The 22,167-nt window shown below is 46.4% G+C and carries 23 protein-coding genes and 1 riboswitch; of the genes, 3 read left to right on the top strand and 20 right to left on the bottom strand.

The window, feature by feature from the left end; translation table 11 throughout:
* The coding region (locus tag VB118_07715; GenBank protein MEA4832489.1) for a hypothetical protein at positions 1-1,075 on the top strand (1,075 nt) is incomplete at its 5' end.
* 144 nt (positions 1,076-1,219) lie between these two features.
* On the opposite strand, the gene VB118_07720 is transcribed toward VB118_07715, so the two are convergent.
* From VB118_07720 to queA, 13 genes are all read right to left on the bottom strand, one after another.
* The gene (locus tag VB118_07720) at positions 1,220-2,188 is read right to left on the bottom strand and encodes a transketolase family protein (protein ID MEA4832490.1); all 969 of its coding nucleotides are present in this window, start codon (positions 2,186-2,188) and stop codon (positions 1,220-1,222) included.
* On the bottom strand, positions 2,188-3,024 hold the full coding sequence (locus VB118_07725; GenBank protein MEA4832491.1) for a transketolase: 837 nt from the start codon (positions 3,022-3,024) through the stop codon (positions 2,188-2,190). The genes VB118_07720 and VB118_07725 overlap by 1 nt, the downstream gene beginning before the upstream one ends.
* A gap of 77 nt (positions 3,025-3,101) precedes the next feature.
* Entirely contained in the window at positions 3,102-3,899 is a 798-nt protein-coding gene (locus VB118_07730) for an HAD hydrolase family protein (GenBank protein ID MEA4832492.1), read from the bottom strand.
* Positions 3,889-4,860 (bottom strand): RluA family pseudouridine synthase, encoded by a 972-nt coding sequence (locus VB118_07735; GenBank protein MEA4832493.1) that lies wholly within the window; start codon positions 4,858-4,860, stop codon positions 3,889-3,891. The genes VB118_07730 and VB118_07735 overlap by 11 nt, the downstream gene beginning before the upstream one ends.
* Positions 4,850-5,401: a signal peptidase II gene (lspA, locus tag VB118_07740; GenBank protein MEA4832494.1), complete on the bottom strand. Its 552-nt coding sequence runs from the start codon at positions 5,399-5,401 to the stop codon at positions 4,850-4,852. The genes VB118_07735 and lspA overlap by 11 nt, the downstream gene beginning before the upstream one ends.
* The gene (locus tag VB118_07745) at positions 5,401-6,006 is read right to left on the bottom strand and encodes a DivIVA domain-containing protein (protein MEA4832495.1); all 606 of its coding nucleotides are present in this window, start codon (positions 6,004-6,006) and stop codon (positions 5,401-5,403) included. Before VB118_07745 ends, lspA begins: the two co-directional genes overlap by 1 nt.
* A gap of 14 nt (positions 6,007-6,020) precedes the next feature.
* Entirely contained in the window at positions 6,021-6,806 is a 786-nt protein-coding gene (locus VB118_07750) for a YlmH/Sll1252 family protein (protein ID MEA4832496.1), read from the bottom strand.
* A complete protein-coding gene (locus VB118_07755) occupies positions 6,803-7,078 on the bottom strand; it encodes a YggT family protein (GenBank protein MEA4832497.1) in 276 nt (91 codons plus the stop codon). Before VB118_07755 ends, VB118_07750 begins: the two co-directional genes overlap by 4 nt.
* Before the next feature lie 21 nt (positions 7,079-7,099).
* On the bottom strand, positions 7,100-7,603 hold the full coding sequence (locus VB118_07760) for a cell division protein SepF (protein ID MEA4832498.1): 504 nt from the start codon (positions 7,601-7,603) through the stop codon (positions 7,100-7,102).
* A 49-nt stretch (positions 7,604-7,652) separates the two neighbouring features.
* The gene (locus VB118_07765) at positions 7,653-8,384 is read right to left on the bottom strand and encodes a YggS family pyridoxal phosphate-dependent enzyme (protein ID MEA4832499.1); all 732 of its coding nucleotides are present in this window, start codon (positions 8,382-8,384) and stop codon (positions 7,653-7,655) included.
* Between the two features lie 6 nt (positions 8,385-8,390).
* Positions 8,391-9,680, bottom strand: coding sequence for an HlyD family efflux transporter periplasmic adaptor subunit (locus VB118_07770; protein MEA4832500.1), 1,290 nt, complete (start codon positions 9,678-9,680; stop codon positions 8,391-8,393).
* Between the two features lie 114 nt (positions 9,681-9,794).
* The gene (gene miaA / locus VB118_07775; GenBank protein MEA4832501.1) at positions 9,795-10,736 is read right to left on the bottom strand and encodes a tRNA (adenosine(37)-N6)-dimethylallyltransferase MiaA; all 942 of its coding nucleotides are present in this window, start codon (positions 10,734-10,736) and stop codon (positions 9,795-9,797) included.
* A 33-nt stretch (positions 10,737-10,769) separates the two neighbouring features.
* Positions 10,770-11,912 carry a tRNA preQ1(34) S-adenosylmethionine ribosyltransferase-isomerase QueA gene (gene queA / locus VB118_07780; GenBank protein ID MEA4832502.1) on the bottom strand — a complete coding sequence of 381 codons (1,143 nt, stop codon included), beginning with the start codon at positions 11,910-11,912 and terminating at the stop codon, positions 10,770-10,772.
* A gap of 60 nt (positions 11,913-11,972) precedes the next feature.
* Positions 11,973-12,150: riboswitch (Lysine riboswitch) on the top strand.
* A 197-nt stretch (positions 12,151-12,347) separates the two neighbouring features.
* On the opposite strand from queA, the gene dapA reads away from it, so the two are divergent.
* On the top strand, positions 12,348-13,235 hold the full coding sequence (dapA, locus tag VB118_07785; protein MEA4832503.1) for a 4-hydroxy-tetrahydrodipicolinate synthase: 888 nt from the start codon (positions 12,348-12,350) through the stop codon (positions 13,233-13,235).
* Positions 13,236-13,289: 54 nt separating this feature from the next.
* Positions 13,290-14,042 carry a 4-hydroxy-tetrahydrodipicolinate reductase gene (dapB, locus tag VB118_07790; GenBank protein ID MEA4832504.1) on the top strand — a complete coding sequence of 251 codons (753 nt, stop codon included), beginning with the start codon at positions 13,290-13,292 and terminating at the stop codon, positions 14,040-14,042.
* Between the two features lie 140 nt (positions 14,043-14,182).
* On the opposite strand, the gene VB118_07795 is transcribed toward dapB, so the two are convergent.
* The 7 genes from VB118_07795 to VB118_07825 all read right to left on the bottom strand — a co-directional run bounded on the left by VB118_07795 (position 14,183) and on the right by VB118_07825 (position 22,162).
* On the bottom strand, positions 14,183-15,157 hold the full coding sequence (locus VB118_07795) for a sugar phosphate isomerase/epimerase (GenBank protein MEA4832505.1): 975 nt from the start codon (positions 15,155-15,157) through the stop codon (positions 14,183-14,185).
* Positions 15,158-15,203: 46 nt separating this feature from the next.
* Entirely contained in the window at positions 15,204-16,301 is a 1,098-nt protein-coding gene (locus VB118_07800) for a Gfo/Idh/MocA family oxidoreductase (protein MEA4832506.1), read from the bottom strand.
* A gap of 20 nt (positions 16,302-16,321) precedes the next feature.
* A complete protein-coding gene (locus VB118_07805) occupies positions 16,322-16,654 on the bottom strand; it encodes a hypothetical protein (GenBank protein MEA4832507.1) in 333 nt (110 codons plus the stop codon).
* A gap of 190 nt (positions 16,655-16,844) precedes the next feature.
* A complete protein-coding gene (locus VB118_07810; protein MEA4832508.1) occupies positions 16,845-18,992 on the bottom strand; it encodes a U32 family peptidase in 2,148 nt (715 codons plus the stop codon).
* A gap of 151 nt (positions 18,993-19,143) precedes the next feature.
* A complete protein-coding gene (gene zapA / locus VB118_07815) occupies positions 19,144-19,401 on the bottom strand; it encodes a cell division protein ZapA (GenBank protein ID MEA4832509.1) in 258 nt (85 codons plus the stop codon).
* A 47-nt stretch (positions 19,402-19,448) separates the two neighbouring features.
* Positions 19,449-20,921: an IMP dehydrogenase gene (guaB, locus tag VB118_07820; protein MEA4832510.1), complete on the bottom strand. Its 1,473-nt coding sequence runs from the start codon at positions 20,919-20,921 to the stop codon at positions 19,449-19,451.
* A gap of 41 nt (positions 20,922-20,962) precedes the next feature.
* Positions 20,963-22,162, bottom strand: a complete 1,200-nt coding sequence (locus tag VB118_07825) for a DHHW family protein (GenBank protein ID MEA4832511.1) — start codon at positions 22,160-22,162, stop codon at positions 20,963-20,965.
* Positions 22,163-22,167 lie beyond the last annotated feature (5 nt).

Here is a 22,167-nt window from a genome sequence, read left to right on the forward strand (position 1 = left end):
CATATCCGATACCGGAATAATATCCGAAACAGCTCCGGACGATTTCATGGAAACAAATAATGTCAGTGAAAGCGAGACCGAAAACGTTACAGAGCCCCGGGAAACAAATAATATCGTTGAAACTGAAAACGAAACAGAACAACGGGAAACGACCGGAATCTCGCTCCCCGCATTCAGCGCCGTGCTGACAAAAGAGAATAAGATTTATTATTATGAATCGACATCAAAAGAACTCATAGCTGCCGTAACCGAAAACGACAAGGTTTATAATGGTGTTCTTTCTCCGGACAAGACGCATATTGCTTACTTCCATGATAAGACATTCGGTGAAGACGGGCAATTTGTGTATCATATAAGAGTTGCCGATATTGACGGAAAGCCTGCCGGTACGTTTGACTTCACAGACAGCGGTAACTGTATATATACTTCCTGGTGGGCAGACAGCCGCCGCTATGTAATTGACGCTCATCTTAATCCGTCTGTTTGCATATTTACTGTGATTGATATAGAAACACAGGAGATAATCAGATATCGCGGAATAAATCTGAGCATGCTGGAAAACGGTGACCTTTTATATGTAGGTGAAATTAATCATTGGGTTAGAGGTGTTCAGACCGGGCGTTTAATGATAAATGAAAAAATTGTTTATGATACCGGCATATATGATGCGATCTTAAGTATGCCTGTAAAATATGGAAATAAATTAGGCTTTATTATCACAAACCGAGACGATGATCCGTTATATACTGTCTTGGGTGATCTTTCGGAGTCTCATGACGCTGTAACCGAGGAATACCGGGTAGATATACCACTTGAAATTCTCGGAAAACACCTTGAGCCTTATTTTGACTCAAATGGAGGTTTTTATATAATTGCACGATTTAATAATAAAGCAACGGCATATTCTTATAACCCGGATACCAAAAAGCTCGAGGAATGTATGCTGCCGGAAGAAAAACCGAAAGATGAATCAGAAAAGCAGACCGAAGACAGTGTTATGGCTGAAATTAAAAACGCGGTAATAACTCAGCTCAACGATACTTTTGACGGTTACAGTATAAGCATAGTGTATTGATATTATTTATAATCTCATATAAAACCGCATTCCCGGAACAGGCATCGCCTGTTCCGGGAATTTATGCTTTATATTCGTTTCAAAACAGAAAGATTTTTACGTCGTTTTCTTACAAGAAAGCGACCGCGTTCTTGTTCTCACGCTTTACTTAAGTTTAAGTGCAATAGCTGCCTTTGCGGCGGCGACCAAATCCTTTGCGGAAAGGCCGAACTCATCGATAAGCTCGGTTGCCTTGCCCGATTTGCCGAACACATCCTTGATTCCGACACGGATAACGGGAACGGGCTTCGCTTCGCATACCGTTTCACATACGGCGCTTCCCAGCCCGCCGATTATATTATGTTCCTCGGCTGTCACGACGGCGCCGGTTTCTGCCGCGCATTTGATAAGAAGCTCCTTGTCGATAGGCTTTATCGTGCAGATATTGACGACACGTGCGCTGATGCCCTCCGCGGAAAGCGCCTTTGCAGCTTCAATCGCGGAAGCGGTCATGATGCCTGTGGCCGCAATGGTCACATCTGTTCCGTTAACGATAGTCTGTCCTTTTCCGATTTCAAAGTCAAAGGTATCTTCGTCAAATATTACCGGAACACTGAGGCGACCGTATCTCATATATACGGGACCGTAATAATCGATCGCTGCCTTGACACAGGCGCGCGCCTCCGCGGCATCGGCGGGATTTAGTATCACCATTCCCGGGATTGTGCGCATAACTCCGATATCCTCGTTGCACTGATGGGTGGCGCCGTCCTCTCCGACGGTTATTCCCGCGTGGGTCGCGCCGATCTTGACATTAAGATGGGGATATCCTATTGCGTTTCTGACCTGCTCAAATGCTCTTCCGGCAGCGAACATAGCAAAAGAGCTTGCAAAGGGGATTTTTCCGGTGGTGGCCATACCGGCGGCGACGGCCATCATATTTCCCTCCGCGATACCGCAGTTCACAAAACGTTCCGGATAAACCTTTTTAAAATTGGCGGTCTTGGTGGATTTGGATAGGTCTGCGTCTAAAACGATTATGCGGGGGTCAGCTCCGAATTCCGCAAGAGCGTCGCCATATGCTTCACGCGTGGCAATTTTTTTACCGAGTTCATATTTTTTAGATAATTTCATTATTTGTTTCCCCCTAACTGTGACTTCAGCTCAGCTATCGCGGCTTCATACTGCTCCTTTGTGGGCGCGTTGCCGTGCCAGGAGGCTTCGTTTTCCATGAAGGATACTCCTTTGCCTTTTATGCAATGGCACACAACCGCTGTCGGCTTGTCGCTTTGTTCAGATGCGGCAACAGCAGCTTCGATCTGGTCAAAATCATGTCCGTCAATTACGATCACATTCCAGTTGAAGGCACGGAATTTATCGTCGATAGGCGTCGGGTTCATAACCTTTGTTATATCGCCGTCGATCTGCAGTCCGTTAAAATCAATGAAAATGCAGAGATTGTTCAGCTTGTAATGGCCGGCGAACATAGCCGCCTCCCAAACCTGTCCTTCTTCAAGCTCGCCGTCGCCGAGAATCGCGTAAACCTTATAGCTGTCGCCTGAAAGCTTTGCCGCTTTCGCCATTCCGCAAGATGCGGAAAATCCGAGCCCGAGAGAGCCCGTCGACATATCGACGCCCGGAATGCCCTTCATATCCGGATGTCCCTGCAGAATACTGTCACTGTGACGGAAGGTTTTCAAAAGATCGGTCGAAAAATATCCGCGATTTGCAAGCGTGGCATAAAGCGCAGGGCATGTGTGACCCTTTGACAACACGAAACGGTCGCGGTCAGCCTTTTTAGGATTTTTCGGATCGATGTTCATTTTTTCAAAATAGAGATACGATAATATTTCGGCAATAGAAAGCGATCCGCCGGGATGACCGGAATTACCGCCGTAAACGCATTCAAGCGCACCCATCCTGATTTTAACGGCAATGTCGGATAGCTCCTGTTTTCTTGCCTTATCCATTGTTGGTTCCTCCTGAAAGATATATGAATATATAAATTATTATCGAGGTATATTCCCTTAAGCCGGGAATCGCTCTTTTATAATTTCGATATAAGGTCGGCTATAGCTCCGTCGCGATGATGGCAAAGATGATATTTAGACACAGCCTTTATTTCGTCGAGCGCGTTGTCAGGGCACGCGGCGATATCAGCGGCGCGGAGCATGTCAAGGTCATTGTTGTAATCTCCGACTGCAACCGTCGTGACTCCGCCGTAAAATTTTTTCAAATTTCGGAGCATTTTGCCCTTTGTCGCGTTTTTATCCAATATTTCGAATAACACTGGGCACGAATAGCTCAGCGCGAATCCGGAGCTGTCACGATCCGAAAACCAGCCGATCAGACTCTGTATTTCATCCGCGGTGCCGCTTACAACAATTTTATTCCAATGCGCACCGTCTATTTCATCTATATCACGTTCAACGGTTATATCCAGATAACGCGTAAGCTCGCGAAGGAGCTTTGGCGTCATATACGGGACGACAAAAAGGTCGCCGACTGATATTCGCGCGCCTATTTCGGGAAATTCGGTTTTGATAAGCTTAAGTAGCTTTCGGGTCGGCTCGGGGTCGAGAAAGGTTTCATAAAACTTTTCTCCTGTCGAAAGGTTTGTTATGTATGAGCCGTTTGTGAGGATTGCCGGCGCGTTGACTATTGAGTCAGCTCCCGGAACGAGGCGAAAAAGCGCAGGTTCGTTACGGCCTGTAGAAAAGGTGAACAATCCGCCGTTGGATTTGAAATGCTCGATTGCCTCCAGATTGATTTTCAGTGTTTCAGATTTCTCGCCGAGAAATGTACCGTCGAGATCCGAGGCGATCAGTAGTCCGTCATATTTCATGTTCTATTATTTCCAGTGCTTTATTAATAAAATCAGGGTCCGGGCATTCGAAAACAAGTCTTTCGCCGGTTACAGGGTGTATAAAACCGATGTGAAAAGCGACAAGCGCCTGACCGTAAAGCCCAAGCGTTTTTCTTCCTGCTGCATAAACCGGGTCCGCGAGAACTGGATGACCGATTTCGCGCATATGCACGCGTATCTGATGAGTGCGGCCGGTTTCAAGAGTAAGCTCGACATAGGAAAACGCGCCATAAGCGCGCAGAACGCGGTAATGTGTCACAGCCTCCTTTGTCCCGGGAGTTCCGATGGGAAAGGCGGCCATTTTTTTACGATCCGTTCTGCTCCTGCCGATGCCGGTGCGTATTGTACCGGTTAACGGTTCAGGCACGCCGTATAGTATGGCGCGGTATTTGCGGGAAAATGTGTGTGCTTTTATCTGAGCGGCCAGAGAAATGTGAGCAAGCTCGTTTTTTGCGACAATAAGCAATCCGGCCGTATCCTTGTCGATTCTATGAACGATTCCCGGGCGAAGTTTTCCGTTAATTCCGGAAAGATCTCCGTCACAGTGAAACAGCAGGGCATTGACGAGAGTCCCGTCCGGATTGCCCGGGGCGGGATGCACAACCATTCCCTGCGGCTTGTTGACTACAAGTAAGTTTTCGTCTTCGTAATATATATCAAGCGGGATATTCTGCGGCTTTGCTTCAATTCCGGTCGGTGGCGGAGCCGAAAGCTCAAGCTCATCGCCGGATGTCAGACGGAAATTTTTCTTTCTTGGAATTGAGTTGACAAGAACATAGCCCGATTCACAAAGCTCCGCGACCCTTGTGCGTGAAAATCCGGTTTTTTGAGATAAAAACACGTCAAGCCGTATTTCTGAGTCGCTTTCCTCGGCAGTAAATGCGTATATATCCCGGTCAGCTTCCGGATCATCGGTAAAAATGACGATATCATCGTTCATTTTTATCGCCTTTTTCGGATAAAGCCTGCTCGTTGTTTTTGTTATTTACAGGCTTATCATAATCCTCTGAAGTAATCGCCGGATGCTTCTCCGATACTGTTATCTCATATTTAACGTAATATATTATAAAAAGCGCCGCGCCGATCGTAATAAAACTGTCGGCGATGTTGAATATCGGGAAGTTTATCACTCTGAATTCGATGAAATCAATGACATATTTCAGCGCAATACGGTCGATCATATTACCGATTCCACCTCCGGCCATCATTGCAAGCGAAATTATGAGAAGAGCCGGCTTTTGCTTTTTGCGTGAATATATTATATATCCAATCATCGCCAATAACGCAACCGACGATGTAATCATAAAAACCCATCTGGCATCAGAGAACATTCCCATAAATGCTCCGGAGTTTTCATGATAAGTAAAGTACAGAATTTTATCGATAATCGGAACCGACGTGACTGGCTGAAGATATGTCACGACAATGTTTTTTGTCAGCTGGTCAAGTAAAATGACCGCCGCGATTATAATAAACGGCATTATTTGGTCTCTCCGGTATTGTCATCGGCGGCGGGTTTTTCACACTTTACGGAAATAAAATCGCCGCCAACCTTCGGGTCCTTTTCTTTTGATACATCCATGGCAGCGATCTTATACAGCTCATCTGATGAAGGAATATCCTCGTCAGCTTTATCCGGGTTGCCGATTTCGAGCGCCTGAATAAACTTGATATGCTGCATATAACCATCGCAGAGCTTTTCTTTAAAATCCTGGGCGGAGGTACGAAGGGTTTTGAGTGCTTCCCGTTCGTCTTCGACTTTTTTTGCGGCTTCTGTTATAACGGAATCGCATCGCCCGGAAATCCCGGCAATTACAGCGTCCGCTTCTTTTTTTGCGTTATCTATTATTGTCTCACTCAGCTTTTGTGCCTTTATTATTGCGGAGCGGATCGATTTTTCATCTCCCGCGAGCTCATCGTATTTGCTTCCCAGTATGTGCAGTTTCTTTTCAAGCTCGGCGTTTTCACGATAAAGCTCGGTATAGCTGTCTATAAGGTATTCGATATATTCGTCAACTTCGACTGAATTATATCCGCGTACCGCTTTTTGAAATGTTTTTTTCTTCAAATCATGCGGTGATATCATTGCACTTACCTCTTTTATATATATTTATCGCATATGAACCTGATGCGATCTCTCTTGTTTGTTCCGTCTGTGGAAATAAAAATAAACTTTCCGTATCCCCTTACGGAGAAGATATCATTCGGCATCAATATTCTGTCGGGACGCGCCGCGCTGTAATTAAGCACCGCAAGCTCCGATTCAATCAGCTGCTTTGCTTCAGAGCGCGGAATATTGCAAATCTCGGAAATAATCGCATCAAAACGTGGCGAAGCACATGTCCCGCGGATGCGTTCAAACGTGCGAGTAAACGAGGGCACGAAGCCCTTGTTCTCTGTCTTTGTCGTTACGCCGCCGCGTCCGATGCGTTCAAGCGATGACGCGATATGCTCCGCGATGGTGTCTTGTTCGTCAAAGACCGCAACGTATGCTTTTCCCGGAGAGATTAACAGAATATCTCCGATAAACTCACGACGTATTCCGAGCGAAAGCACGGCGCCGAGTACATCGCGGTGAGAAAATTCATTGAAGCCGTTCCCGTCGATACAAAGCCATTTGATCGGAATACATCCGGCATCTTCACCTGATTCAGGTGAAATAAACCCAAAAGCCAGCCTTTCCGCGTCAGGGTAGCCTCCATACGAAACGAAGCAACCGCCGTGGGCATCAAATCCGGCGGATTTAACCGCAGTCTTGACAACCTCGGATTGCCTGCCGTCCAAAAAAGGCAGAAATGATTTCCGTCCTCTTTCGGCGGTGCGCAGCTTGTCGTGTACGCGTGAGACAAGCACGTCATCCGGAATATCCGATGAAAAGCCGCTCATAAAGCTTCGATCAATCCTTGAATTATTGAAAGCAAGATGACAGTCACTATGAAGGAAATATCAATAGGAAGCATGTTGAGGCGAGGAAACTTGTTTATTACACGGCGCACCGGCTCGATGAGAGGCTCAGTGGCATAATACATAAACATCCAAAGCGGATTGTCGTCCTCGAACGGCAACCAGCTCATTATCGCGCGCGCAAGCATGAAAAACAGCTCGGCGCTCAGCAATATACTTATAAGATTGCCCAATAACGCAACAAAATGCTCCAACCCGATAACCTCACCAGAAATTTATTTTATAAGATCGCCCTTTTCCTGCGTCTCTTTAAGCTGATCGCCGGAAACCTCTACGTTGGACGGAGTCACGACATATGTACTGTTTGCAACTTTGCGGAGATCACCGTTTATCGCATACGCGACGCCGTTCATGAAATCTATTATCCTGCGTGCTGTCTCTTTGTTGGTATCCTCGAGATTTAATAAAATAGTCTTTTTTTCAAGCAAGAAGTCGGCAATCTGTGTCACATTTTCAAGCCTCTCCGGCTTTACGACTTTCATTTCGATTGCGGATCCGGAGGCCATATTCACGTTTGTTGACTGCTTGGAAGGAACATATTCTTCACGGCGCGAACCGGAGTTCTGTTCATTTTGATATTGGCGGTTGCCCTTTTGAGGGACAAAGCCACCATTGTCATCTTCCTGTCCGGAATAATCTTCTTCGTAATCTTCTTCGTTATATTCCTCGTCCTTTTCCTTTCCGTAAAGGATGTTGTTGAGAGTATCTTTAAAACCCATTTTACTGTCCTCCGTTTATATGTTTGTATTATTTTAATTTATCCGCGGTTTATTTATACTCGCGTTTCCCGAAAATTCCGGTGCCTATTCTTACAATATTCGAGCCGCATTCGACAGCGGCGGCATAATCACCGGTCATTCCAAACGAAGCATACCGCATATTAACATTATCCTTGTTTTTGACCGATATGTCAATAAAAATCTGTATAATTTTTTTAAAATACTGCTTTTGTATGTTTATATCCTCGCAAACGGGCGGTATCGTCATCAGACCGCAAACCCGGATCGATGTAAATTTTGTCAGGTTCGTCACAAACTCTTCCGCATCCTCAGGCCTTACTCCGGATTTGGATTCCTCGCCTCCGATATTTACCTCCGCCAGTATATCCATGACGAGATTTTTCTGCTTTGCGCGGCGGTCAATCTCCGCGGCCAGTTCGATGCGGTCGACTGATTCGATCATATCGACCTTGTCGATTATATATTTTACCTTGTTTGTCTGAAGAGCGCCTATAAAATGAAGCTTGAATTTATCTCTGTCGAGTGCATCGTATTTATCAAGCAGCTCCTGAACACGGTTTTCTCCAATGTATGTCACGCCGCATTCGGCAAGATAATTTATCTCCTCAGGCGTACGTGTCTTTGTCGCCGCAAGCAGAATAATATTATTTTCATTCGGTGTCCCGACCTCTGACTGTCGTACTTCCCTTGCCTTTTCTATATTCTCGCGGATTTTCATTATATTTCCGGCGATTTCGTCTTTTCTTTGTTCTGTCAGCATAATAAGTTAATCCACAACCTTTCCTTCGAATAAATCCTTGCCCTTGACTATTACAGAATCGTAAAGGCTCAGCTCGTTGTTGAGCGCGTTGTTTTCAGTCATTTCCACAAGGTAATAATTATCTGTTTCATATATAATCTTCGTGCTTCTGAACATTACGGTGTTGCCGGAAAGAATATATACTCCCTGCTTTCCATCAACCAGCCTGAGCGCGTTTTTAGGTATCTGAAGGCCGGTATATGTGCTCTTTATTATACGTGCCTGCTGCATGCGTTCATAGCTGAACCCGGCAGGGACATATTCGCTTTTAAAAACGAGTACGACGGTATCCGTATTTGTTTGTATGAGCTTTTTCACAAGATTCGCCTTAACCTCCGCGTCGTCGGAATAGGGGAACAGGATACCATAAGAAATTCCGGTCTCCATATCGGAGGCTTCTCTTTTTGTGACCGGACAGAGTATATACCATTCGTAATCTGTTACTATTTTTCCGGCTACGTTTTGTGGTACATCCTTTTTTGATTTGGTCAACGCTAAGAATCCGTCAACAGTGAGCTTGTCTATGATGTCAGGAGTGAATACCGTTTCGTATCCGTCAGTAATCGCCGTAAAAAACCCTGAATTCTCGGTCTTTATCGAAGTTTTAGCGGACGGATTGGCGGCAAGCCCGGCGGCAAGTGAATCCTTTTGCGCTTTTAAAGCGTTTATCTTTGCTTCGAAATCAGTCTCCTTTGTGATAAGCATACGTTTGTTCATAGTAGTAAGAAGCGGTTTTTCGCAGGAAATGGCCTTTTCCAGTTTATCAGATGTAGCGGAGCGGTTTATCTCAGTTATAAGATCGGTGATCTTGGTATCTATTTTCGTAATATCCGTAGTCACATATCCGTTTGTTATAAGGCTTTCTTCAAGTATGGATATCTTATTATCCAGCTCACGGATCTGTTTTTGAAGATTCATCGCGTCGTTTGACGAATACACCTCGACAACCGTCTGATCTTTTCCTACTCTCTCGCCTTCATTCACATCGTAATACAATACTCCCTGAGAAGGCGCGTTGACATAAACCTCGCTTCGCGCAAAATAACCCACCGTGTCAAGCGTCTTCTGTACTGTGTTTATTCCGGCATGCTCGGTTACAAACTCATAAGAAAATGTCGTCGAAAATTGGACGAACAAATATATTATTATAAAAATCGAGAGGATAACGCCGAATACACCTTTCAGAAAGCGTGTTATATTCATTTTTTCCCTTGCCTTTGTTTTTTGCTCCAGAGCTACGTAAAAATGTTCTTTGATTAAAAGTAAAGGCTCTGGTAAATGAGCTTTGACCGTAAGTCATATTTATAGTTTAATAATATCAGGCTCGGATTAAGTTTCCCGTTAAGCTTCTTTTCAAAGAAGCCGCGCGTCTTAGCTTAAAAACTTCTTAACTTTAGTCAAAACCCTGTCGTTTCTCGCCGGATCTGCGGTATCTCCGCGGTCAGCATATAACCTTATTGCCGATTCATACCTCGAAAACCATGATATCTGACGCTTTGCATAGTTGCGCGTGCGGCGCTTCAGCAGCTCGACGGCCTCGTTATATCCAAGCCTTCCCTCAAGCCATCCGCACAGCTCTTTGTATCCGATCGCCTGGGCGGCGGTCACTGCGTCGGCAAGCCCGTCTTTGTATAAAGCCTTCGTTTCGTCACAGAGCCCGCTTAAAAGCATTTCATCAATTCTTCGATCAATACGCTCGTAAAGTGCGCTGCGATCCGCAAACTCGATTATGAACATGAGATATTCATATTTAGGGGGATTAAGACGCGATTTTTCTATATAATATGACATGGTTTTGCCGGTCGCTATATATATCTCAAGCGCGCGTATTATCCGCTTTGTGTCATTGACATGCAGGCGCGCCGCTGTCTTTGGATCAACTGCGGTAAGCATATCATAAAGCTCCGCGCCGCCTCCGTTTTCTGCCTGATAAACAAGACGTGCACGAATATCCGGAGGGCATTCGAAATCTCCGAAATCAGTGTTATTGACAAGAGCGTCAATATACAGACCCGTCCCTCCGACGATGACCGGCACCTTTTCTGCGCCCATCGCCGCTTCTATCTCCTTTTCAGCCTCCTCTTTATAATCAGAAACGGAAAACGATTCTCCGATATCGACAATATCGATTAATTTATGCGGAACCGATTTTCTTTCTTCTTCTGTCGGCTTGGCGGTTCCTATGTCCATTTTTCTGTATATCTGCATCGAATCGGCGGATATAATCACGCCGTTGATTTCTTTTGCAAGCCAGAGCCCGAGCGTGCTTTTTCCGCTTGCCGTCGGTCCGGCTATTATAATCGGCTTTATCATTTAAATTTCTTTTCATTTATCAGAGTCTGTCCGTTAACTGAAATGCTCTGATTTTTCGTCCTCTCCCGAACGCCTTTCAAGGTACATTGCATCACCAAAGGAAAAAAATCTGTATCTGTTTACAATCGCATGCCGGTATGCTTCCATTGTGCGTTCATATCCGTAAAACGCGCTGACGAGCATGATGAGCGTGCTTTCCGGAAGATGAAAATTCGTTATCAGAGCGTCCGATGTCATAAACCGGAAGCCCGGATATATAAATATATTCGTCTCTCCGGAGCAGGCCGGAAGGTCGTGACCTGGCTCTGAGCCGAAGAAGCGCGCGTAAGCTCCTTCCATAGTCCGCACAGATGTGGTGCCGACGGCAACAACTCTTTTACCGCGATGCCTTGCGCCGTTTATGGCGTCGGCCGCATCGCGCGGTATCTCGTAATACTCACTGTGCATATGGTGATTGAGGATATTGTCCTCCTTGACGGGACGGAACGTGCCCAGCCCGACATGCAGAATTACCTCTGCGATTTCGACGCCTTTTTTCTTCAATGCCGCTAAAAGCTCTTCGGTAAAGTGAAGCCCCGCCGTTGGCGCGGCAGCCGAACCGTATTCCTTTGCGTATACCGTCTGATATTTACTGTTATCATCAAGCTTTTCCGTTATATAAGGCGGAAGCGGCATACGTCCGACCTCGTCCAGAAGCGACAGAAACGACCGGGTCGTATCGTAACTAAATTTTACTATTCTGTTTCCTTCGGGTGTGACGGATAACACCTCCGCCTCGAGCATATACGGGCGTTCCGAATTTCCGATCTGATCCTGATTAGCCCTGAGGCGGTCACCCGGCTTTGCCCTTTTTCCGGGACGCGCAAGGCATTCCCATATGCCACCGCCCATATCTTTCATAAGAAGAAGCTCGACCATACCGCTGCGCTTTTCTGAAATGGGCAGAAAAAATACGCGCGCGGGAATTACTTTACTCTTATTTACAACCAAAACATCGCCTTTATCAAAATACTGCTGTATATCTGTAAATATTTTATCATCAAGCTCGCCGTCACGGCAGACGAGGAGCCGACATGTATCGCGTTTTTCCGACGGATGCTGAGCGATCAGCTCTGTGGGAAGCTCGTATGCGTATGTCGAGCGCAGCAACATTTTGCCATTTATATCATTGCTCATTAAAATTTTTGAATTTCCTTAAAAAAGTATTTGACATCACCGGTATTATTTGATACAATAAACGCGGATAGAGGCGCGTTTTCTATCAGTAAGGATGCCTAGCCGCCCGAAGCAATGAAGCATCACGAAAGGACAAAACGCCGAAGCCACGCGGATATCGGGTTTTCGCGTGATGCTGGACATTGTGTCAACAACACATTGTCTGTCGCCGGTTTTCCGGCGGAGAGCTGTCATTGATATGGACAAAACATCGGTATGCCCTATTAACCGATATACCTTGTTATTATATATCATTGATAGCCGGTTTTCAACCGGTTTTTCTTTTTTGAATAAAAATTTACTTTTGTTTTTATTTTTTCGCTCTCGCCATTCCTCAATTTTCCGTTCAAACATATACTATAATGGTAGCCGAATTAATCAAACGAGGTATTTTTAATGAAAAGAACAATATTTACCGGCGCCGCCACTGCGCTTATCACTCCGTTTAAAGACGGTTATGTAGATTTTTCCGCATACGGCGCTATAATCGAAGAACAGATCTCCTCCGGCATCGATGCTTTAGTCGTATGCGGTACCACCGGAGAATCTTCCACCCTCAACGATGACGAACACCGCGAAGTGATCGAATTTGCCGTTTCAAAGGTGGCAGGACGCGTTCCGGTCATCGCCGGCACGGGTAGCAACGACACAGAATACGCCGTAAGTCTTTCGCGTCACGCATGCGAGGAAGGCGTCGACGCCGTTCTTCTGGTCACGCCCTATTATAATAAGGCAACTCAAAAGGGACTTATCAAAAGCTTTTCCCATATCGCCGATGCATGCACAAAGCCCGTTATTCTTTATAATGTTCCGTCACGCACCGGAATCGGCTTTAAGCCTGAAACATATGCTGCTCTCGCTGACCACGGAAATATCGCCGCAATAAAGGAAGCAAACGGAGATATATCCTCGATTGCTCAGACAGCCGCCCTCTGCGGCGACCGGCTGGACATTTATTCCGGCAACGACGATCAGATCGTTCCGCTCATGTCTCTTGGCGCAAAGGGCGTCATTTCCGTGCTTTCCAATCTTCTCCCCGCCGAAACTCACCGCATATGCGCGGAATTTTTTGCCGGGAACATTGCCGAAAGCCGCCGGCTGCAGCTGTATTATCTCGACCTTATAAACGCGTTGTTTTGTGAAGTCAATCCGATTCCCGCAAAAACCGCCATGCATCTCATGGGCAAGTGCGATATCGAAATGCGCCTTCCGCTCTGCGAAATGGAGGACAAAAACCTCGAAAGGCTGAAAACAGCAATGCGTGCGCATGGACTTATATCATAACATCAGGGTTACGGATCAATCGTAATTAATTATTAAACAAAGGAATGCTAAATAATGAGAATACTCATGTCCGGCTGTGGAGGACGTATGGGCCGCTTCATATCAGATATCTGCGAAGCCCGTGAAGCTGTGATTGCCGCCGGAGTAGATATCGCCGATGTCGCCGGAACATCATATCCGATCTATCGTAAAATATCCGAGGTTACAGAGACTTGTGACGTGATAATCGATTTTTCGTACCATACCGCTGTCTGTGACGTTCTTGAATATGCGCGTGCTCATTCTCTTCCCCTCGTAATCGCCACAACAGGTCACACGGATTTTGAAAAGGCGAAAATTGCCGAAGCGTCTCGTTTTATTCCGATATTCAAAAGCGCGAATATGTCGATAGGCGTCGCGCTTGTCACAGAGCTTTGCCGACGCGCTGCCGCGTTTTTACAGGATGATTTCGATATCGAGATCGTGGAAAAGCATCACAATAAAAAGCTTGACGCTCCGAGCGGAACCGCGCTGATGATCGCGGACGCAATGAACTCTGTGCTTAATGCAAACGATGAATACATTTATGACCGGCATGCCGAACATCGTCCGCGCGGAAAGCACGAAATAGGTTTCGCTTCTGTCCGCGGTGGTACGATCGTAGGGGAACACGACGTGATTTTCGCCGGACATGACGAGGTGATCACCGTGTCCCATTCCGCCATTTCGCGCGAAATATTCGCAGAAGGAGCCCTTCGGGCTGCCCGTTTTATTATCGGCAAGCCTGTCGGCGAATATGATATGGGCGCACTTATAAAGGAAATTTAATCAAATTAAAATTAAACAAATATAAAAGACATTGCGGCTTGATTCATGTTGCAATGTCTTTTTTGATTTGATTGTGAGGGGGACGATTTCGGCGGACAACCGCTATGGAGCGGACAACCGCAAGGGTTGTCCCTACAAATTCACGCCCAAAACATACCCGTCGGCTTTGGTTCGGTGATCATGGCCTGCTTAAGGAAATAAACGGCCTTTTCAAAACCCTCTTTGCTTGTCATGAGGCTGTCCTCATGTTCTATGGAAAGCACATGATCGTATCCCACCAGGCGCAGCATGGAAATCATATCGCGCCATACCTGCATATTGTTGCCGTACCCGACGCTCCTGAACACCCATGAACGGTTGATCTCGTCGCTGTAATGCTTCGTGTCAAGCACGCCGTTGATATGCGTATTTGTGTAATCCATTCTCGTATCCTTTGCGTGAAAATGGAAAATCGCTTTCTCTTTCCCGAGGGCGCGTATCGCCTCGACCGGATCGATCCCCTGCCAAAATAAATGGCTCGGGTCGAAATTGGCGCCGATTATGTCTCCAACAGCTTTTCTGAGTTTCAGAAGCGTCTCGGGATTATATACACAAAAACCGGGATGCATCTCGAACGCGATTTGCGAAATACCGTGAGAAGCGGCAAATTCGGCAGTTTTTATCCAATAGGGGATCAAAACCTCATTCCACTGATAATCGAGTATCTTTAAAAATTCCTCCGGCCATGGGCATACAACCCAGTTTGGATATTTCGAGCTTTCTGAATCGCCGGGGCATCCGGAAAAGGTTATGACTTTTTTCACTCCAAGCTTTTCCGCGAGCAATACAGCGTCACGGAAATCGTCGTCAAATTTTTTTGCCGCGGCTTTATCCGGGCTGATCGCGTTTCCGTGACATGACAAAGCCGAAAGCTCTATTCCGGAACGGTCGAAAGCGGCGGCGAATTCATTCAACGCGGCTTCATCCGAAAGCAGCGCATGAGGATCGCAGTGCGCCTTTCCGGGATAACCGCCGCAGCCGATCTCCGCTGCTTCGAGCCCGAGCTTTTTTATGTATGAAAGAACCTCCGGCAGAGGCTGTGAACCGAACGGTACGGTAAGGACGCCAAGCTTCATGATTTTCTATCCTCCTGTTAAATAAATCCTATAATATGCGTTCCCGTTATATAAAATTATACGCTTTCCCGCTCGCGGCGGATTTATATATTCCCTCGAGTATCTGCGTCACGCAGCATGCCTGCTCAGGAAGCACGCAAGGGGTTTTTCCGTTGATAACGGCGTCTATCCATTGTGCCGCTTCTCTGTCCTGCGGCTTTTCGGACACTCCGTTGTAAAACGCAACTCCGCCAGCGCTCATATCCGGACGGGTAATGAACTGTCTGCCATTGCGGACACCGTTTATTCTTACTCCGTCCCAGGTATCTCCGCCGCCCTTCGTTCCGCATACCATCGTGACGGCTTCTCTGACTTCAACAGTATTGAGTGCCCAGCTTGATTCAAGAATTATCGTGGCGCCGTTCTCCATGACTACGAATCCGAAAGCGCTGTCTTCGACGGTGAATTTATCTGGATCCCAGTCGCCCCAGGCATTGCCGGAATTGCGTTCATTGTTGAGCTTATGATATGTGGTGCCCATGCAATATTTCGGTTTGTAGTTGTTCATTGTCCAAAGCGTAAGATCAAGCGCGTGAGTTCCTATATCGATAAGCGGACCGCCGCCCTGTTCGTATTCGTTAAGAAAAACACCCCAGTTGGGTACGGCGCGGCGGCGAATCGCGGTTGCTTTTGCGAAATACATATCGCCGAATGTCCCGGAATCCGCCTCGGATTTAAGATAAAGAGCTTCATTTGTCTGACGGTTCTGATATCCGATCGTAAGAAGCTTTCCGGTGCGTTTTGCGGTATCGACCATCTTTTTTGCTTCTTCATAGGATGTTGCCATTGGCTTTTCGCACATAACATGTTTTCCGGCTTCCATTGCTTCTACGGATATATATGAATGATGACGGTTTGGCGTGAGAACATGAACAACATCGATAGATTTGTCTTCAAGCAGCTTTCTATAATCGACATATACAGCCGCCGAATCAGGCCCAAAACACGACTTGGTCCGTCTGGCGGCTTCTTCGTTTATGTCGCAGTAAGCGACAATTTCGACGTTCGGGATCTGAGTAAGAGCAGGCAGATGTTTTCCGTTGGCTATTCCTCCGCATCCGATTATGCCTATCCTGACTTTGCTTGATGAATTAAAGTTGAACATACAATTATCCTTTCAAGTGTTTATTTTCTGTAATATTTGAAATACGCAATTATACTCCGATTTGTTCCGCTGACGAAATCAAGGCCAGTGATAACAACGCCGTCAAGGCTCATGAGATCACCGCATGTAACTTCATCCTCGCCGCATTTAAACAAAAGCTTTCCTCCGCAGGAAACGCTCAGCGATCCGTCCTTTACGACGATGTCTCCGTCTTTCCCGATGACCACATCGCCGGAATCGGTTATCTCGGTAACATATTTAAGCGCTTTACCGTGGTAACCCCGGGATTTCATACGGCGGTATGCTTTTGAATTTTCGTTTTTCGGTTTGAAAAGACGTAAAAAAAGGTTCATCACGTTTCCCTCCGGAGCGCGTTCATTTATTAAAACGGCAATTTAATAATTCTTGTTTTGTAAGAGAAAAAGCCCATATAACAGAGCCTTTTTTCTCTTTAACGGTAATTATTTAATTGCCGAGTTAATAACATCATTATACATTTATAATTTTATAATGTCAATAAAACGGCCGTTTCCTTTTCCATAATTATCTTCTCGTATATGATTCCGGTTTTCCACCCGAAACAATCAATTTGGCAAGACATAGAGCTTCGCTGTCTGATTCGGTTGTAAATAAAACGGTGAATATATCTGCACGCCCGCGAAGCGTATCCGCGCGATACGAAAGTTGCGAATTCAATATCGCATTCCTGTGTCCGAACTGAGGAACGGCGGTAAAGCGTGCCCCGGTGCGGTCGCGCAGCTCAAATAAACGGCGGCATGACGCACCGCATACCGGATCGGAAAATCTCTTATCACATCCTGTTTCATTGGCAATGACGCACGACTGAAGCAGCATCAACGGCAGTCTTCCGCAAATCATAGCGGCAAGCGGCACGGGAGACGCGAGCGAAGACACAGCCGGGTCCGAAAGCTCTGGCGATACGGTAAGATCGCAGAAACCGGCGGAAGCATAGAATTCCGCTGAAAGCGAATTAATGATATTAAGCCGGTATCCTCCGTGGAGCTTCATTCCTGTTCCCGCAAGCGCGGTAACATATGACGGGCTGCCCGCAAGCACGTCCTTGACGCCCGACGCGGAAAGCAGGGCGGTGCGAACAGAAATCGCTTCCTTCTCGCTGTCGAAATATATCGATGGCAAATATGCTCCAACGACTGAAAACAGGTTAGCTTCGAGTATGTGAGAATAAAGAGCTATCGGCGAAAACAACGGAAGATAAAGCTCTGAACGCGGCGCGATATCCGAAAGCGAATCTAAAAGAGCTTCATTCGGAACACGGCATGAATCAAAGACAAAACGTATACGTGGCTCAGCCGGCATAGAAGCATGACGCGCTTCCCTTATATAATCAGGATAGGAATAACATTCCGGCGCGGAAAAGCGGGACAAAGCTTCTGTAAGAGCGGAGGCGGCCTCTCGCCGCATAGCGTTTATTACGGAAGGCGACATATTCAGATTTTCGCCGATATTAAAACATGAGTTACCATAATCAAGAGTAAACGGAGTTCCGCCCAGCTTCGCGATTCGCACGCATACGCTCTCTCTATTGAGAGGAGAGGTCAGTGCGGGGGACGGCGCATCCGATTTCACGGATACGGAAACTCCGCGCGCTGTAAATTCTAATCTGGAAGGTTTGTCCTTATACAATTCAAAAGCAGCGCATACCGGGATCTTCGGCAATTCTGCCGCAAATGGCTGTAATTGTTGAGCTCGGGTGGCCGATTTATCTGATTCATCACGCGTGCCAAGCGTTCCTTGTCCATAGCTGTGCATATAATAATCGTCGGTAAAGCTTCCTCCGCGGCAAAACAAACGCGCAAGCCGCGCAATTTCGTCGGGATAGAGATCCCTTCCTTCGTCTATCGCTTTGCGGTATATTGAAGTCACGCCAAAGACATAATCCGCGCTTTTCATTCGTCCTTCGATTTTAAACGAACTCACGCCAAGCTCGGCAAGCTCCTTGATATGTCCTCCCATACACAGATCCTTAAGGCTCAGGGGATATCCTCCGCCCGATGAGGCGGAATATTTCATCCTGCACGGCTGGGCGCATTCGCCACGGTTTCCGCTGCGCCGGCCTATAATGCTGCTCATGAGGCACTGCCCGGAAACCGAAACGCATAACGCCCCGTGAATAAAAGCTTCTATTTCGATACCGGAGGCGCAAAGCTTTGCCAGATCGGAACGGGAAAGCTCTCGCGGGGCAACCATTCTTGTAAATCCGGCATTTTTTATAAAATCCGCGGCGTCTGAAGACGCGCAGGACATCTGCGTGCTCGCATGAAGCACGGCGGACGGATATATTTTTTTTAAATAAATGGCAACGCCCGGATCCTGTATAATAAATGTGTGAGCTCCCAAGGACGCGAGATCACGGACATGTTCTCCAAGCTCACGGAATTCACGGTTATAAACTAGCGTATTCAGAGTAATATATATCTTTCTGCCGTAAAGCCTGGCGAGGCTGAACGCTTTTTCTGCCTCCTCATATGAAAAGCCCTTTGCAAATGCCCGTGCGTTGAATCCGGCCACACCTAGATACACCGCGTCGGCTCCCGCCGCAAGCGCCGCCTCGAAGCATTCATAGCTGCCTGCGGGCGCCAACAGCTCCGGTTTTTTCTTTGTCTTTACCTCTGTCGCGCCTGAAAAAGAGCTTGAATTTAAAAGTGTCATAATTTTTATCACGCCTTTCAATATCGCGTAATGTTCTGCTGCGGCTCCGTTTTAAAGGGAAAAGCCGGAATTTCACTCATAAAGAACGATTATAATTGCCTCTTTAATAATAAAATCTGACGCCGGCTATAATACAGTCGGCGTCATGTTTTCAAAGCTTTTTATCGGCAATAAGAGATAGCTGTTCTTTGAGCGCGGCATTTTCTTTTTCAAGAGTAAGAATACGTGAGCGGTAATCAAGACACAACAGCAATGTCGCCTGTATCCGCGTCACCCTGTTGTTAATATTCATCATCTCGCGAACCGAATTATCGACGGTCTTTACGATATCTTTGAATTCCGCCTCATCCTCATCTGCGAGAACGTTTAGCGATACGCCGGACATGTCAATTTCATATCTGTTTTTCATGATATACGACCGTAACTATCCTTTCTTATAATAAATCATTTTTATATTCAGACCTGGACGCTGTAGTTAGGTGCTTCTTTTGTTATATAAATGTCATGCGGATGAGATTCCTTGAGACCTGCTCCGGTTATTCTGACAAACGATGATTTTGTCTGAAGTGATAAAACATCAGGCGTTCCGCAATAACCCATACCGGAACGAAGTCCTCCGATTAGCTGGAACACGGATTCTGAAAGAGAGCCCTTGTACGGAACTCTTCCTTCGACTCCTTCAGGCACGAGCTTCTTGTTGTTTTCCTGAAAATATCTTTCCTTGCTTCCGTTTGGCATGGAAGCAAGGCTGCCCATTCCGCGATATACCTTAAAGCTGCGGCCCTGATATATTTCTATTTCTCCGGGGCTTTCCTCGCATCCCGCGAAAAGGCTGCCTATCATGACGACGTCCGCTCCGGCCGCGATCGCCTTTGTAATATCTCCGGAATATTTTATTCCGCCGTCTCCGATTACCGGGATTCCGTATTTTGAGGCTACGCATGCGACATCATATATTGCCGTAATCTGCGGAATGCCTATGCCGGCGACAATTCTTGTCGTGCATATCGATCCGGGACCCATACCGACCTTGATGCCGTCCGCTCCGGCTTGAATAAGCTCCTCGGCACCGGCCGCGGTCGCCACATTACCCGCAACAAGCTGAGCATCCGGGAACGCAGCCTTGACCTTTTGAATACAGTTTATGATGTTCAGTGAATGACCGTGAGCGCTGTCCAACACCAATGCGTCGACGCCCGCTTGTATGAGAGCTCCGGCACGGTCAAGCACATCACGCGTTGCTCCAATCGCGGCGGCGCATAAAAGGCGTCCGTTTGAATCCTTCGACGCGTTTGGATATCTCACAGCTTTTTCGATATCCTTTATTGTTATAAGCCCTTTTAAATAGCCTTCGGAATCTACTATCGGCAGCTTTTCTATCTTGTGGCAGCGCAATATTTCCTTTGCTTCGTTAAGCGTGGTACCCACGGGAGCGACAATCAGATTGTCTTTTGTCATCACGTCCTTGATAGGCATACTGTGATCCGTGAGAAAACGCATATCCCGGTTTGTGATTATACCGACAAGCTTTCCGTTTTCGCAAATCGGAACGCCGGATATTTTATACTTACCCATAAGCTCATCGGCTTCATACACAAAATGCTCGGGGGATAGGAAAAATGGATTGACAATAACTCCGTTCTCGCTGCGTTTTACTCGGTCGACCTCGTCGCATTGGGCTTCTATCGACATATTCTTGTGAATGACGCCGATTCCTCCCTCTCTCGCTATTGCTATGGCCATTTTTGATTCGGTTACGGTATCCATAGCTGCGGTCATAAGCGGAATGTTCAGCTTAATCTTTTTGGTAAGCCGTGTGTTTAGGGAAATATCCGCGGGGAGGATCTCACTTTTTGCGGGAATCAACAGCACATCGTCAAAAGTAAGTCCTTCCTTTGAGAATTTCTGGGTTATGTCGGGATTCACCATTTTTCTTTTACCTCTGCTTTCCTTGTTATATCTTATAATTTTTAAGCGATCTTTACGTCCGATCCGGATATAATATCCATGTTTATACAACACAGTATGGCACAATAATCGCCGGATGCGACAATATCGGATATCTTTCCGGTATATTGCCGCGGATCGATCAGCCTTATATCATAATTCTGTGCCAAAAACGGGACAAGTGAATTCACAAATGAGTCTTTAATTACAAGAAGCGTTTCTCGCTTCTCATCAGTGATCTTTCTGATCGAAACATCCGCGTAATTCCCGGACAGGAAATAAGCGTATTTGTCTTTTGTCGTAAGACAGCTTTCGTCGTAAAATCCATCCATTGTCCGCGCGATGTCTCCGCGCCCGTCCCGGTATTTCATTATATCGACCTCAAACCGGCTGCCGTTAATTGGTTCATATGATTCGATTGAATCCGGCTTTATCCATTTTGCGCCCGCCTTTGACCAAGTTGTTCCGAAAAAGCTGTCGGTAACGGTCTTTACAGAGAATTCGTCCGGTTCTTTCGGTTTAAAGCCTATATTATCGGCAATTTCGCGGTATGCGTAATACGCGCCGAGCGATTCCCAGTGATGGTCGGTACGGTAATATATTTGCTCACCCATATCGGCCTTTGCCAGAAGCGCGCTTCGCAGATCAATATATTTGATTTGTGTGTCTGCCAACTCGTTTTCAAGAGCTTCGAAAGCTTCGTTTGACGGTTCCTCCGGAAAACCATCAGGGAGCCACACGGACATGACATCCTGCGTGCGCGGAGGAACACATATATACGCAGGAATGCCAAGACCTGATAACGCTTTATTAATCTTTTTTATATTTGCGTCTATAATATTTACATCCGGATAATAAAACCGGGTTATGAGCGAGCCATCTTTTCCGAAAATTACATCGTTATTTTGTTTTTCCAGCATAACCCGTTCCGTCATCGCCTTTACGCCTACAAAAGCATCGCGGAGCGGAAACTGATCTGCGTAATAATCGCTGATTTTCTTACCGAAATCGCCCGAAAAAAACGATTCAGTAAACGCGGAAATATTAGGATATGTTGGGAAGACCTGAAGCGAACGGTTTTCATCGTTTGAAAATTTTTTATCAGGAATTATAAATATAGCAATTGAGAAGCCGAAGATGATCAGAACAAACAGCGTCGTCACTAAAACATCTCCGAATTTAGACCGCTTTTCAGAACAAAGCGGAGCGGTTGTATTTTTCATCAGAT

Source organism: Oscillospiraceae bacterium (assembly GCA_034925865.1).
GTDB lineage: Bacteria > Bacillota > Clostridia > Oscillospirales > SIG627 > SIG704.